This is a genomic window from Streptomyces sp. NPDC047869, assembly GCF_040704065.1.
Classification (GTDB): domain Bacteria; phylum Actinomycetota; class Actinomycetes; order Streptomycetales; family Streptomycetaceae; genus Streptomyces.
Genome location: NZ_JBEYRK010000032.1, coordinates 52,227 through 66,233, shown reverse-complemented (window position 1 = coordinate 66,233; position 14,007 = coordinate 52,227). Strand labels below are relative to the sequence as shown.

The window sequence follows — 14,007 nt, the reverse complement described above, 5'->3', positions numbered from 1 at the left end:
CAACCCCTCTGGAGTCGCGTTGTACACCGCACACCCCGACCGCTACGCCGACATGCCCTACCGGCGCACCGGACGCAGCGGCCTGAAGCTCCCCGCGCTGTCGCTCGGCCTGTGGCACAACTTCGGGCCCGACCGGCCCGCCGAGACCCAGCGCGCCATCCTGCGCCGCGCCTTCGACCTCGGCGTCACCCACTTCGACCTGGCCAACAACTACGGCCCGCCGCCCGGTGCCGCCGAGTCCGCCCTCGGCGAGGCCCTGAAGGCCGACTTCACGCCCTACCGCGACGAACTGGTGATCTCCACCAAGGCCGGCTACCTGATGTGGCCCGGCCCGTACGGCGAATGGGGCTCGCGCAAGTACCTGCTGTCCTCGCTCGACCAGAGCCTGAAGCGCATGGGCCTGGACTACGTCGACATCTTCTACTCGCACCGCTTCGACCCGGACACTCCGCTGGAGGAGACGATGGGCGCCCTGCACACGGCGGTGCGGCAGGGCAAGGCGCTGTACGTCGGCGTCTCCAACTACTCCGCCGAGCAGACCCGTGAGGCCGCCCGGATCCTCGCGGATCTCGGCACCCCGCTCCTCGTCCACCAGCCGCGCTACTCGATGCTCGACCGGCGCCCCGAGGACGAGGGCGTGCTGGACGCCCTGGACGAGCTCCAGGCCGGCTCCGTCGTCTACTCCCCGCTGGAGCAGGGCCTGCTCACCGGGCGTTACCTCGACGGCATCCCGGAGGACTCCCGGGCCGCGAGCGACAGCCCGTTCCTGAACTCGGACGCCGTCACCGAGGACCTGGTCGGCCGGCTGCGCGCCCTGAACGAGATCGCGGAGTCCCGCGGGCAGACCCTGGCCCAGCTCGCCCTGGCCTGGGTGCTGCGCGGGGGCCGGGTCACCTCCGCGCTGGTCGGCGCGAGCAGCCCGCGGCAGCTCGAGGACAGCGTCGGCGCGGTGCGCAATCTCGACTTCGACGACGAGGAACTGGCGCGTATCGACGCCGTCGTGAAGGGCTGAGAACACGGTCTTTGTGAGGCCTGAGAACATGGCCTTCGTAAAGGGCTGAGAACAGCGGGAACGGCGGCCGGACCATCGGTGTCCGGCCGCCGTTCGTGCCGCCACGGGCACCACGGGCCGCGATCTCCGTGCGGCACCGTGGTGCGTTACCGAATTGCGAATCCGGAATTCCGTTCGGTGTCGTCGCCGGCCCCGGCCTCAGGCCGCCGGCGGAACCCGGTCCAGGAAACCCAGCACCTGCCGGATGCGGCCCTCGCCGTCCAGGGTGACCACGTCGAACCCGGCCACCGGGGCCGACCCGTCCGCCTCGTTCACCAACTCCCAGCCGAAGCGCGCGATGTCGTGGTGCCCGTCCACCGCGCCGTGGGGGCGGAACACGAAGCCGGGGAACTGCTCGTGGACCGCCGCGATCACGGCCGCGATGCCCTCGTGGCCGCGCACCTCGGCCAGCGGGTCGGTGTAGCCGCCGTCCTCCGTCCAGGCCTCGGCGACCGCCTTGCGCAGCGCCTCCGGCTCGACGGCGTTCCAGGCCTCGAAGTAACGGGCGACGGCGCTCTCGTAGTTCACGGACATGGTGAATCAGCCTCCATCGAGGTCGTAACCGCTGGTCAGGAACCGGATCCGGGATTCGCCGATCCGGTGTGACCACCATGCCCGAGCGGCCCGGGGCCGGTCGATTACCTCCCGGGTAATGACGCGCCTTCGTATACCCGGGGTATTTCGGCCAGAGAGTGCGGTGAATATGCCAGGAGACTGGCCGGAAAGTCATGGTGACAGTGTTTCGGGAGTGGCGATACTCGAATAGCAGGGGCACTTCACCGCACAGGAGCCGCACGGAGAGCGAGGGCCGGCCGGCACACCAGCGAGGCGACGGGGGAGTGATCGTGCACGACGAATTCCTGTGCCACGTCACCGCGTACGGCACGTGCGGCGGGCGGCGTATCGGCGTTCCGCTCGGTACCTATCGCGCGCCCACGCTGGCGCTGGCCCTGTGGTGGCTGCGCGACCGGGCGTCCTGGATAGCCGAGCGGCTGGACCCGAGCCCGCAGGACGCCGCCTTCCCGGCCGCCGCGCTGGTCCCGGTGGCGGACACGGTGGCCGACGTCCCCGCCCTGCTGCGCGCCTGGTGCGCCGACGACGCCCGGCAGGAGCTGATCGCGGACGAACTGGCGGGCGGACGGCTGGTGCGGATAGCGGCCAGCGACGACACCACCGAGTACGAGCTGCTCGCCGAGTCGGTGGACGCCCTGCGCATGCAGCGCACCCTCCCGGCGCTCGTCGTGCCCGTCGCCTGACACGTGCCACGGGGTCCGCCGGGCGCCGCCCGTCGTCTCGCCTCCCGGGCGCACGAATGGTCGAATCGGTACAATTCTGGGCATGGCGGAGCGGCCAATCGCCCCGGCGGCACCCGAACTCGTGCTCGAGACCGACGCGGGCTCCACGGTGATGAACCCGGGCCACGACTACCACGTCGGGCGCGATCCGCTGAGCGACATCGTGTTCGACGACGACCGGGTCTCGTGGCACCACGCGGTGCTCCGCTGCGACCACGACCGCTGGACGCTGCGGGACGCGCAGAGCACCAACGGCACCTACGCCGACGGCCTGCGCATCGACGAGTGGGACGTCCGCCCCGGCAGCGTCATACGCTTCGGCAACCCCTCCGACGGCCCCCGCGCCGTCCCCGTGGGCCCGCCCGCGCCCGCCGAGCCCGCCGAGCCCGCCGCGCACGGTCCCTCGGTCGTCTCGCACCCCGAGCTGACCGGTACCTACCGGGCCCCGAGCAGCGTCCGGCCGCTGCCCGTCCGCACCATCCGCATCGGACGGGCCGAGGACAACGATCTCGTCGTCGACGACCTGACCGTCTCCCGCCACCACGCCGAACTGCGCGCCCACGCCGACGGCAGCTACGAGATCGCCGACCTCGGCAGCCACAACGGCACCTATCTCAACGGCGCCCCCGTCACCCAGGCGCCGGTCGGCCCGGGTGACCTCGTCGGCATCGGCCACATCACCTACTGCCTGGTCGACGACGAACTGCAGGAGTACGTCGACACCGGCGAGGTCTCGCTCGACGTGCAGGACCTCACGGTCACCGTCGACGACGGCGGCAAGGTCATCCTCGACCACGTCTCCTTCCCGGTGGGGGAGAAGTGCCTGCTCGCCGTCGTCGGGCCGAGCGGCTCCGGAAAGTCCACGCTGCTCGGCGCCCTCACCGGACAGCGCCCCGCCGATCACGGCACCGTCCTGTACGACGGCCGCGACCTCTACCACGACTACGCGGAACTGTGCCGGCGCATCGGCCTGGTCCCCCAGGACGACATCCTGCACCCCCAGCTCACCGTGCGCGCCGCCCTGTCCTACGCCGCCGAGCTGCGCTTCCCCGGCGACACCGCGCGGGCCGAGCGGCGGGACCGGGTGGACGAGGTGATCCGGGAGCTGGGCCTCGAGGCACGGGCCGACCAGAGCGTGCACAGCCTCTCCGGCGGCCAGCGCAAGCGGGTCAGCGTGGCCCTGGAGCTGCTGACCAAACCGTCCCTGCTCTTCCTCGACGAGCCGACCTCCGGACTCGACCCCGGTATGGACCGGTCGGTGATGCACATGCTGCGCGGCCTCGCCGACGACGGACGCACCGTCATCGTCGTCACGCACAGCGTGCTCAGCCTGGACGTCTGCGACCGCCTGCTGGTGCTCGCCCCCGGGGGCCGGATCGCCTACTACGGCCGGCCCGAGGACGCCCTCGCCTTCTTCGGCTTCGAGCAGTGGCCGGAGGCCTTCGAGGCCTTCGACCGCGACCAGGACCGCGACTGGGCGGGGGAGTACCGCGACTCCCCGTTCCACCGGTACTACGTCACCGAGGCCGGCTCCCAGCCCCGCCTGCCCTCCGCCGCACCGGTCGTACCCGTGCCACCGCTCCGCCCCCGCGGCTGGGGCGCCCAGCTCCGCACCCTCGTGCGCCGCTACACCGCCGTCCTCGCCGCCGACCGCACCTTCCTCGCCGTGATGCTCGCGCTCCCGTTCGTCATGGGCGCCATGGCCCGGGCCTTGGCCGGCAGTCGGCTCACCCGGGACACCGCGATGAACGCGCTGCTCATCCTGTGCGTCGGCGCCGTGCTCACCGGGGCCGCCAACGCGGTCCGTGAACTCGTCAAGGAACGCGCGGTCTACCGGCGCGAACGCGCCGTCGGCCTGCCCAGGTCGGCGTATCTGATGTCCAAGGTGGTGGTGCTCGGCACGGTCACGGTCGTCCAGGCCGTCGTCCTCACCCAGGTCGCACTGCTCGGCGTGGACCTGAACGCCCCCGGCGGCCGGGGCGTCCTGCTGCCACCGCTCGCCGAGATCACCCTCGCCGTCGCGCTGCTGGCCTTCACGGCGATGATGCTCGGTCTGCTGGTCTCCGCGCTGGTGCGCAAGGAGGAGGTGACGATGCCGCTGCTGGTGCTCCTCGCCATCGTCCAGGTCGTCTTCTGCGGCGCGCTGCTCCCGCTGCACGGCGTGCCCGGCCTGGAACAGCTGTCCTGGCTGGTCCCCGCCCGGTGGGCGCTCGGCGCCATGGCCGGCACGATCGGGCTCGCCCGGATCGTGCCGGGCACCGTCACCGCCGACCCGCTGTTCCGGCACTCGGCCGGGGTCTGGCTGCTGGATCTGGGCATGCTGCTGGTGCTCTCCGCCGTCTACGGCCTGCTGGTCGTCCCGCTGCTGCGCCGGCACGAACCCGCCGTGATGCGGAAACGGGCGGCCCGATGAGCGGACAGCGCCCCTCCGTGTTCCGGCCGACCCACGTCGTGCCGCCCGACGGCATGCCGGCCTGGGAGGCCCCGGACCCGGCCCGCCCCACGGTGTCCCTCGACCCGCTGCTGCCCGTCGAACTGGTCGAACGGCTCGGCGACTGGGCACACATCCGCTGCGCCAACGGCTGGGCCGCCTGGGTGGACGGCCGCCACCTGGTCGCCGTACCCCAGGACCCGCCCGCCGCCGGAAAGCCGCCCGCCGCCACCGCGGACCCGCTCCCCCTGCTGGCCCGCGCCGAACGGGCCCTGGCCGGCTACCGGGCGGCCGTCCGCGAGCTCGCGGACGGGGGCCTGGACGGACGGGCCTTCGAGGACCGCACCCGCGCCCTGCGCATCGGGATCGTGGTCGACGGCGAGTCGATGTGGGTCTACGACCCCGACGAGGGCCGCTGGATGTACGGCGACGGACGCCGGCTGCACACCTACGCCACCGAGCGCCCGGCCTCCGGCGGCACGCCCGATCACGCCCCCACCCGGTACGCCGCCCCCAGGGGTGAGCCCTGATGGCCGGCCGGACGGACCTGTCCCCGGAGCGGCCCCCGGAACTCACCGGACACCGGGTGGCGGACTACCTGCTCGAGAGCGTGATCGGCCGCGGCGGCATGGCCGTCGTCTACCGCGCCCGCGACCTGCGCCTGGACCGCACCGTCGCGCTCAAGCTGCTCGCCCCGGAACTCGCCCGCAACGACACCTTCCGCAAACGTTTCACCCACGAGTCCCGGGTGGCCGCCGCCATCGACCACCCGCACATCGTGCCCGTCTTCGAGGCCGGCGAGACGGACGGCGTGCTCTACATCGCCATGCGCTACGTCCCCGGCAGCGACCTGCGCCATCTGCTCGACGAGCGCGGATCGCTGCCCTTCGCCGACGCCGTGCGCATCGCCGCCCAGGTGGCCTCCGCGCTGGACGCCGCCCACGAGCACGGCCTGGTCCACCGGGACGTGAAACCCGGGAACGTCCTGATCGCCCGCGGCACCGACAGCGACCACCCCGAGCACGTCTACCTCACCGACTTCGGGCTGACCAAGAAGTCGCTGTCCCTGACCGGGTTCACCAGCGTCGGCCAGTTCGTCGGCACCCTCGACTACGTGGCCCCGGAACAGATCTCCGGCCGGCCCGTCGACGGCCGCTGCGACGTCTACGGCCTGGCCTGCGTCGTCCAGGAGACCCTGACCGGACGCCCGCCCTTCCGGCGCGAGGACGACATGGCCCTGCTGTGGGCCCACCAGTACGCCGAACCGGACCCGCCCAGCGCCGTCCGCCCCGGCCTGCCCCGAGGGGTCGACGCGGTCTTCGCCCGCGCGCTCGCCAAGAGCCCGGACGCCCGCTACGGCACCTGCCTCGACTTCGTCGCCGCCCTGCGCGCCGCCCCCGCCCCCACGGCACCGGACCACCCGGCGCCGGCCGAACCCCAGCCGCCACCGCGATGGGCCGAACCGGTCTTCCGCCGCACCGGACCTTAGGGCGGGGTCAAGCCGGGCCCTCGCTCACCCCAGGGCCCGGTCAGGCCGGACCCCCGGGGACGTCGACCAGGCCCCGCCGGTGCACCGGCCGGGCCAGCAGGGCGCCCAGGAAGCCGGTGGCCAGCCCCCACAGCGCGCCCAGGCTCACCGCCTGCCACAGCCGGGGTCTGAGGAACAGCTCCCCGGACAGGCCGCCGCCCAGATCACCGATGCCGAGCAGCGACAGCCCGTAGTGCGCCGAGATCCGGCAGAGCAGACAGACCATCAGAACTGTCAGGGCCAGGGCGACGGCCAGGCGCACCGCGTGCTGCCACGCCCGGACCCCGGCCGGGCACCGTGCCGCCATCAGGAAGGCCACCGCCGACGTCAGCACCACCTGGGCGACCAGCAGCCACCACATCCCGCTGTCCCGCTCGGTGAGCGTGCGCAGGTTCAGCGTGGCGATGCCCGGCCCGCGCAGGACGTGGTCCAGCACCTCGGGCATCGGCAGCCCGAACGGACCGTCCACCCGGCCGTTCCAGGTGGCGCCCTGGCCGAGGGTGAGAGCGAGCCAGGCCAGGTTGGGCAGCCCGAGCAGGATCACCGCGAACGTCTCGGCGGGGTGCCCGCGTGTCGCCGCCGAGACCAGCGCCACGACGAGGCCGACGGCGACGTAGCCGAGCAGCAGCAGGACCACGGCGTGCGCGGCCGGGCGCACCGGCTCGCGCAGCCGCAGCAGCCGCCCGGGCAGCGGGGCGCCGGGCGCCACCAGCAGGGCGAGCAGCAGCACACCGGCCAGCCACAGCAGCCCGAACAGCACGGTCAGCGGCACATCGGTGGTGAACCCGACCGTCGGCGCCCCGCCGAACAGATCGGTGAGATCGCTGAGCGTGCCGTCGCCCACGTCCACGGCGAAGGTCCGGCGGGCGGTGAGGCCGAGGCCGATCAGCGCGAGCAGCCAGAGCAGCGCGATCCGTGCGGCCCAGCCGGCCAGCTCTCCGGCCGAGGCGACCGCCCGGTGCCGCAGCGGCCGCAGGAAACCCGCGCCGATCACCAGGGCCCCGGCCAGGGTCACGGAGAGCGGCACGACGGTGAGTCCGGCCCCGGTCCGCGCCAGCGGACCCGCGTCTCCGCTGAGTTCGAGCGTGCCGCCGACCGCCGTCACCACGGTCGCGGTCACGACCGGCGCGAAGGCGCCGTCGGGCAGCCCGGCGGCGCCGGCCGCCCACAGCCCGAGTGCGGCGAGGACGAACATCACGGCCAGCCCGGACAGCACCGTCACCACGGCCCGCACCCAGCCGTGGTGTGCGGCGGGCCGTGCGGCGGCGGGCACAGGGTTCACCCTTGTCAGGCTAGGCAGGGCCGGGGCGCCCCGCTCGCCGGACGAGCCGTCCGGCGTCGGCTTGCGAGCGCCGGGGGAGCGGGGCACACAATCTGCTATGAGCCGCGATCGCGACGGGAAGAAGTGCTCGTGAGCGTCGAACCTCCGTCCTCCGGACGTCCGACGGGGCCACCCTCCGGCCCGCTGTCGGGACCCTCCCAGCCACCCACGGGACCACCCGCGCCACCGCCGGGCGGCGGCTCCGGGCCCCGGGGCGGGGGAGGGGAGCCGCACCGCCCGTGGTGGAAGTCCGCTCCGCGTGTGGCCGCGCTCACCGCGGCCGTGGTCGCGGTGGCCGTCCTGGCGGTGGTCCTCACCCGGCCCGGCACCGGCTCCTCCGCCAGGGGCGGCGAGGTCTTCCTGCAGCCCGCGAGCCAGACCGGCCCGGACCCCTTCACGGAGTCGACCGTGCGCAAGCCGGGCGCGCCGACCTCCACACCCAAGACACCCTCACCCGGCACCCCGACGATGCCCTCGGCGCCCGCGAACGCGGTGCGCGGGGTGGACGGAGGCGCCCCGGGGCTCTACAGCGGGGTCAGGAACCGCCCGAGCTGTGACGTGGAGAAGCAGATCAGGGCCCTGCGGGCCGACCCGGCGAGGAACCGCGCCTACGCCGCCGCGGCCGGCGTCCGGCCGTCCGACGTCCCCGCCCACCTGCGGTCGCTCACCCCGGTCACGCTACGCGCGGACACCCGCGTCACCAGCCACGGCTACCGCGACGGCCGTGCCACCGGCTTCCAGGCCGGCACCGCCGTCCTGGTCGACGGACACGGCGTGCCCCGCGCCCGCTGCGCCTGCGGCAACCCCCTCACCCAGCCGGTGGCGCAGCGCGGCACCGTGCGGCTGACCGGCGACCGCTGGCCCTCCTACCGGTCGTCGGACGTCGTCGTGGTGACGCCCGCCCGGGCGGCCGTCAAGGCCTTCGTGATCTACGACCCCCAGGACGACGGCTGGTTCCGCCGGGAGCCCGGCGACGGCACAGGCCGCCGGGACGAGCCCACCGCGCCCCCGAAGGACACGCAGCCCTGGATCCCGCCGGCCGGCTGTGTGTCGCCCGGGGCGACCGGCGCCTCGGGCCGGTCCTGTCCGCCGACGCCGACCCTGGGCCATCCGTCCGGGTCGCCCTCGGCCTCCCCGGCTCCGTCCGGCTCGGGTTCGCGCCCGCCGTCGTCCGAGTCCCCCTCGCGGCCGCCGTCGTCCGAGCCGCCCCCGACCGGGACACCGTCCTCGGGGCCCTCGACCGAGGCGCCCTCGACCGAGGCGCCGCCCTCCGCGCCCCCGTCGGGGAGCCCTTCGTCCGCGCCCTCCGCGCCCGGATCCGAACCGGCCCGGAGCGCGTCCTCGGGGACGCCCGAGGGGACCCGGTCGGCGGCGTGACCGGCGGGCATGACAGGCTGTGCGCGGTGGGCGAACGCACCAGGGGGACTGCCGGGCCCGGCTCTGGGTACGAGGACAGGTGCAACAGCGACCGGCCGGACCGGGCCTTCCGAGAGAGACACGCATGACCGAGCATCTGGGCGGGGCAGTGATACCGACTGGTTTCGACGTACCCGTGGAGCCGCTGAGACGCGCGGCGCACTACACCGGCGAACCCGGATGCATCGCCGAGGCGCGGGCCTTCGCGGCCCAGTTCCTGGAGCAGCTCAGGCACGAGTGGTGCGCCGGCATCGACGGCCGCACCGACGGTGAGCTGCTTCTCGTCGTGAGCGAGCTGGTCACCAACGCCGACCGGCACAGCAGCGGCCCGTACATCCTGGAGCTGGAAGGCACGGACGCTTCGGTCACCGTCGCGGTCTACGACAGCAGCGCCATCCTGCCCCGGCGCTATCCGAAGAACCCCGAGCGCGTCGGCCGGCACGGTCTGGAGATCGTGCACGCGGTGGCGGCCCAGGTCACCGTGGAGCGCGTGCCGGTCGGCAAGCGCGTGTGCGCGCGGGTCGAACTGAAGCGGTGAACTCGCCGGCGGTCCCGGTCCGGTTCCGCGGCAGGCAGACGTGAGCCCGGGCGCCGAGCGCCCGGGCTCACGTCTTTGGTGTGTCGTGTCAGGCGCAGCCGAGTTCGCCCAGCATTCCCTGGCGCAGCCGGGCGATGATCCGCTTGATCAGCCGGGACACGTGCATCTGGGAGCACCCCAGCCGTTCCCCGATCTCCGCCTGGGTCGCCTCCTCGACGAACCTCATGTGGATGATCTGCCGGTCGCGGTCGCTGAGCTCGTTCATGAGCGGGGCCAGCGCGTGGAAGTCCTCGACGAGTCGCAGGCCCTCCTCCTCCACGCCGATGAAGTCGGCGAGCACCGCCTCGCCGTCCTCGGGGCCGTCCCCGGTGAGCGCGGCGTCCAGAGAGGCGGAGTTGTACCCGTTGGAGGCGAGCTGGGCCTCGACCACCTGGTTCTCGGAGATGTTCATGAGGGTGGCCAGCTCGGCGACCGTCGGGTCCCGGTCCAGCCGGCTCGACAGCTCCTCACGGGCCCGCGCCAGCTCGACGCGCATCTCCTGCAGCCGCCGCGGCACGTGCACCGCCCAGGTGGTGTCCCGGAAGAACCGCTTGATCTCGCCCACGATGTACGGCAGCGCGAAGGAGGTGAACTCGACCTCGCGCGCGAGTTCGAACCGGTCGATGGCCTTGATCAGGCCGATCATGCCGGTCTGGACGATGTCCTCCATGTCGTCACCGCGGTTGCGGAAGCGGCCCGCCGCGAACCGCACCAGCGACATGTTCATCTCGATGAGGGTGTTGCGCGCGTACTGGTACTCGTGGGTGCCCTCCTCCAGCTCCGTCAGCCGGCGGAAGAACTGGCGGGACAGCTCCCGGGCGTCACGCGGCGCGATGGAAGCCGGGTCCTCGATGCCGGGCAGTGACGCCTCTCCCGCACTCTCCTGCTCGGTCCTTACGACGACCTCTGCCTCCGACCGGATCCCGGCGGTTTTCATTACCTCTCCCCACGTCAGTCACGGTTCGAGCCTGCCGCATCGGACTGTGGTCCGATCCCTGTGCATGTCGCGTGTCCCCCGCGTACCCGGGATCCGGGCACGCGTGCCTGCTCACGGTGGTGCTCACGCGGCGGGTACCCCCGGTTGACCGATGCATGCCTGCCCGCGTCCAGCCGATTTCGCGCCCGGAGGAATCGGCGCGCGGCCCGGCCGTGACGGCCGCCGCGACCCTAGGCTGAGAGGGTGACCGACCAGGTGAGCAATGAAGCCCGTGTGATCCCCCTGCGCCGCGAACCCCGCCGCCCCGACGCCGGCGGCCCGCAGCCCGCCCGGCCCGGCGCGCCGCGGCCGGCGCCCGCCGAGCCCCTGTGGCGCGATCTGGTCGGGGACGTGCTGCGCCGCGAGCGGCAGGCCCAGGAGCGCACGCTCCGGGACGTCGCCGACGCGGCCCGGATCTCCCTGCCCTATCTGTCCGAGATCGAACGCGGCCGCAAGGAGGCCTCCTCCGAGGTCCTCGCGGCCGCCGCCCGCGCCCTCGGCCTGGGACTCGGCGACCTCCTGTCGCGCACCGGGTCCGAACTTACCCGCCGGACGAGCGCGAGGCCCCGCACCGGGCACCGGGCGCCGTACAACGGGCTCTGCCTGGCGGCCTGACCGGACCCGGCCGGGCCCTGGCCGGCCCGGTCAGCCGGCCGTGCTCCGACGCGATCGCCCGCTCTCACGCAGTTGCCGGAAGAACGCCCGCACGTCGCCGACGATCAGGTCCGGTTCCTCCATGGCCGCGAAGTGCCCGCCCCGGTCGAACTCCGTCCACCGCACGATGTTCTCGGTCCGGTCCGCCTTGTGGCGCAGCGGGATCTGGGGTTCGGCCGGGAACAGGGCCAGGGCCGTCGGCACCGGGGACGGTTCGGCGGGCCGGGCGGCACGGCCGGCGGCGTGCGCGCGCTCGTAGTAGATACGGGCGGACGAGCCGGCCGTACCGGTCAGCCAGTACAGCATCACGTTGGTCAGCAGCCGGTCCCGGTCGACCGCCTCCTCCGGCAACTCCTTGGAATCGCTCCATTCCCGGAACTTCTCCACGATCCAGGCGAGCTGGCCCACCGGGGAGTCCGTCAGCCCGTAGGCGACGGTGTGCGGGCGGGTCGACTGGAGCACGGCGTACCCCGTGCCCTCCCGCGACCACTCCTCCCACCGGCTCCACGACCTGAGCGTGTTCTCCTGTTCGCGCGGCGCCAGCGCGCCGAGCTCCTCCTCGGTGGGCCGGGTGGCCGCCTGGGCGCCGGGCAGCAGATTGAGGTGGATGCCGGTCACCCGGTCCGGGTGGGCGCGGCCCAGCTCGCGGGTGACGGCCGCGCCCCAGTCACCGCCCTGCGCGCCGAACCGCTCGTATCCGAGCCGCCGCATCAGCTCCGCCCAGGCGTCCGCCACCCGCCCCGCCTCCCAGCCCGGTTCCGTGGTGGGCCCGGACAGCCCGAAGCCGGGCAGGCTGGGCACGACGACGTGGAACGCGTCGGCCGCGTCGCCGTCGTGGGCCACCGGGTCCGCGAGCGGCCCGGCCACGTCCAGGAACTCCACGACCGAGCCCGGCCAGCCGTGGGTCAGGACCAGCGGGGTGGCGTCCGGTTCCGGGGAGCGCAGATGCGCGAAGTGGATCCGGGCGCCGTCGACGGTGGTGGTGAACTGCGGCCACTCGTTCAGCCGCGCCTCGGCGGCCCGCCAGTCGTACTCGTGCCGCCAGTAGTGGGCCAGCTCCCGCAGATAGCCGGCCGGAACGCCGTACTCCCAGCCCGCGCCCGGCAGTTCCGCGGGCCAGCGGGTGCGGTCGAGGCGGTCGTGCAGGTCGTCGAGGTCGCTCTGCGGGACCGACAGACGGAAGGGCTGGATGCTCTCGGCGGGCGAAGAGGTCATGGTTGTGATGCTATGTGCCGTTCCGTTCACCCATGCGGATTGTCCGGCGGCCCCACCGATGAGTTTCGGGCGGAGCATCCGTCTGTACAGGCGACCGCGTTCCACGCACCAGGAGGTACTCATGAACACCGACGGATTCACCACGTGTCTCTGGTTCGACGGCCAGGCCGAGGAGGCGGCGGAGTTCTACGTCTCCGTCTTCAAGAACTCCAGCGTCGGCCGGGTCAGCCGCTACCCCGAGGGCAGCCCCGGACAGGCCGGATCGGTGATGAGCGTGGAGTTCACGGCCAATGGGCAGAAGTTCGTCGCCCTGAACGGCGGCCCCCAGTTCAAGTTCAACGAGGCGATCTCGTTCCAGCTCCACTGCTCCGACCAGCAGGAGATCGACCACTACTGGAGCCGGCTCACCGAGAACGGCGGCGAGGGCGGCCCCTGCGGCTGGCTCAAGGACCGCTACGGCGTCTCCTGGCAGGTCGTCTACGACCGGCTGATCGACATGATCTGCGAACCGGACAAGCAGAAGGCGGAGCGGGTCACCCGCGCCATGATGAGCATGGGCAAACTGGACGCCGCCGCGCTGGACAGGGCGTACGCGGGGGAGTGAAGCCGTCGGTGTCCCGCGCCCGGCGCGCGCGCCGGGCGCGGGATGACTAGCGTTCTGTACAGGGGCGGACGATGCGATCAGCCGAGCGGAGAGGGCCACGACCATGGCCGTGCAACCTGAGGGAATGCCCTGCTGGGCCGACGCGATGTTCGGCGACCTCGAGGGCGCCAAGAACTTCTACGGCGAGGTCCTCGGCTGGAGCTTCGGCGAGTCGTCGCCCGAGTACGGCAACTACACCCAGGCCTACGCCGACGACCAGGCGGTGGCCGCCGTGGTGCCGCCCATGCCCGGCCAGGAGGGCCAGCCGCAGTGGTGCCTGTACTTCGCCTCGCCGGACGCCGCCGCCACCGCGGAGCGGATCCGGGACAACGGCGGAGAGGTGCTGATGGAGCCGATGCAGGTCGGCGAGTTCGGCACCATGTGCCTGGCCCGCGAGCCCAGCGGCGCCGTGTTCGGCGTGTGGCAGGCGGGCAGCCACGAGGGCTTCGACGCCACGGGGGTGCCCGGCGCCTACTGCTGGGCGGAGGTCTTCACCCGCGACCCCGAACGCACGGACGCCTTCCTGACCGCCGTCTTCCCGTACCGGGCGAAGCGGATCGCGGACGACGCGATCGACTTCCGCATGTTCGACATCGGTGAGGACACCGTCCTCGGCCGGATGCTGATGACCGACGACTTCCCGCCCGAGGTGCCGTCGTACGTCAATGTCTACTGGACCGTCGACGACTGTGACGCGGCCGTGGCCCGGGCGACCAAGCTCGGCGCCGTCCTGCACTTCGGTCCCATGACCAGCCCCTTCGGCCGGTTCGCGGCGCTCAGCGACCCGCAGGGCGCCAACTTCTCGGTGATCGATGTCAAGACCGCCGAGGGCGAGATGCCGCAGATCGCGGAGGACTGACCCGCGGCCGGGCGGGACCGGGTCCGGTGACCGCCGCGGCC

General features: G+C 73.1%; 14 protein-coding genes. 10 read left to right on the top strand and 4 right to left on the bottom strand.

What is annotated here, in order from left to right; translation table 11 throughout:
• Window positions 1-19 precede the first annotated feature (19 nt).
• Complete coding sequence (gene mgrA / locus AB0924_RS31140; RefSeq protein ID WP_358934350.1) at window positions 20-1,012, top strand: L-glyceraldehyde 3-phosphate reductase; 993 nt, start codon at window positions 20-22, stop codon at window positions 1,010-1,012.
• Window positions 1,013-1,210: 198 nt separating this feature from the next.
• Here mgrA and AB0924_RS31135 read toward each other — a convergent pair whose 3' ends face one another.
• The gene (locus AB0924_RS31135; protein WP_366913150.1) at window positions 1,211-1,585 is read right to left on the bottom strand and encodes a nuclear transport factor 2 family protein; all 375 of its coding nucleotides are present in this window, start codon (window positions 1,583-1,585) and stop codon (window positions 1,211-1,213) included.
• Window positions 1,586-1,896: 311 nt separating this feature from the next.
• Between AB0924_RS31135 and AB0924_RS31130 the strand changes: the two genes are divergently transcribed.
• The 4 genes from AB0924_RS31130 (at window position 1,897) to AB0924_RS31115 (ending at window position 6,266) form a co-directional block, all read left to right on the top strand.
• Window positions 1,897-2,307, top strand: coding sequence for a hypothetical protein (locus tag AB0924_RS31130; protein ID WP_358934354.1), 411 nt, complete (start codon window positions 1,897-1,899; stop codon window positions 2,305-2,307).
• A gap of 82 nt (window positions 2,308-2,389) precedes the next feature.
• Window positions 2,390-4,759 carry an FHA domain-containing protein gene (locus AB0924_RS31125; RefSeq protein ID WP_366913149.1) on the top strand — a complete coding sequence of 790 codons (2,370 nt, stop codon included), beginning with the start codon at window positions 2,390-2,392 and terminating at the stop codon, window positions 4,757-4,759.
• The gene (locus AB0924_RS31120; protein WP_366913148.1) at window positions 4,756-5,307 is read left to right on the top strand and encodes a hypothetical protein; all 552 of its coding nucleotides are present in this window, start codon (window positions 4,756-4,758) and stop codon (window positions 5,305-5,307) included. The genes AB0924_RS31125 and AB0924_RS31120 overlap by 4 nt, the downstream gene beginning before the upstream one ends.
• Window positions 5,307-6,266, top strand: coding sequence for a serine/threonine-protein kinase (locus AB0924_RS31115; protein ID WP_358934360.1), 960 nt, complete (start codon window positions 5,307-5,309; stop codon window positions 6,264-6,266). The genes AB0924_RS31120 and AB0924_RS31115 overlap by 1 nt, the downstream gene beginning before the upstream one ends.
• 40 nt (window positions 6,267-6,306) lie before the next feature.
• Here AB0924_RS31115 and AB0924_RS31110 read toward each other — a convergent pair whose 3' ends face one another.
• Window positions 6,307-7,587: a streptophobe family protein gene (locus tag AB0924_RS31110; RefSeq protein ID WP_358934363.1), complete on the bottom strand. Its 1,281-nt coding sequence runs from the start codon at window positions 7,585-7,587 to the stop codon at window positions 6,307-6,309.
• Between the two features lie 129 nt (window positions 7,588-7,716).
• Between AB0924_RS31110 and AB0924_RS31105 the strand changes: the two genes are divergently transcribed.
• Complete coding sequence (locus AB0924_RS31105) at window positions 7,717-9,003, top strand: DUF6777 domain-containing protein (RefSeq protein WP_366913147.1); 1,287 nt, start codon at window positions 7,717-7,719, stop codon at window positions 9,001-9,003.
• Window positions 9,004-9,127: 124 nt separating this feature from the next.
• On the top strand, window positions 9,128-9,580 hold the full coding sequence (locus tag AB0924_RS31100; protein WP_358934367.1) for an ATP-binding protein: 453 nt from the start codon (window positions 9,128-9,130) through the stop codon (window positions 9,578-9,580).
• Window positions 9,581-9,668: 88 nt separating this feature from the next.
• Here AB0924_RS31100 and AB0924_RS31095 read toward each other — a convergent pair whose 3' ends face one another.
• The gene (locus AB0924_RS31095) at window positions 9,669-10,556 is read right to left on the bottom strand and encodes an RNA polymerase sigma factor SigF (RefSeq protein WP_366913146.1); all 888 of its coding nucleotides are present in this window, start codon (window positions 10,554-10,556) and stop codon (window positions 9,669-9,671) included.
• Between the two features lie 243 nt (window positions 10,557-10,799).
• Between AB0924_RS31095 and AB0924_RS31090 the strand changes: the two genes are divergently transcribed.
• Window positions 10,800-11,210 carry a helix-turn-helix transcriptional regulator gene (locus AB0924_RS31090; RefSeq protein ID WP_358934372.1) on the top strand — a complete coding sequence of 137 codons (411 nt, stop codon included), beginning with the start codon at window positions 10,800-10,802 and terminating at the stop codon, window positions 11,208-11,210.
• A gap of 30 nt (window positions 11,211-11,240) precedes the next feature.
• Here the strand turns inward: AB0924_RS31090 and AB0924_RS31085 are convergent, their stop codons facing one another.
• Complete coding sequence (locus AB0924_RS31085) at window positions 11,241-12,464, bottom strand: epoxide hydrolase family protein (RefSeq protein WP_366913145.1); 1,224 nt, start codon at window positions 12,462-12,464, stop codon at window positions 11,241-11,243.
• A 121-nt stretch (window positions 12,465-12,585) separates the two neighbouring features.
• On the opposite strand from AB0924_RS31085, the gene AB0924_RS31080 reads away from it, so the two are divergent.
• Window positions 12,586-13,068 carry a VOC family protein gene (locus AB0924_RS31080; RefSeq protein ID WP_358934376.1) on the top strand — a complete coding sequence of 161 codons (483 nt, stop codon included), beginning with the start codon at window positions 12,586-12,588 and terminating at the stop codon, window positions 13,066-13,068.
• A 103-nt stretch (window positions 13,069-13,171) separates the two neighbouring features.
• Window positions 13,172-13,966, top strand: coding sequence for a VOC family protein (locus AB0924_RS31075; protein WP_358934378.1), 795 nt, complete (start codon window positions 13,172-13,174; stop codon window positions 13,964-13,966).
• Window positions 13,967-14,007: the final 41 nt, after the last annotated feature.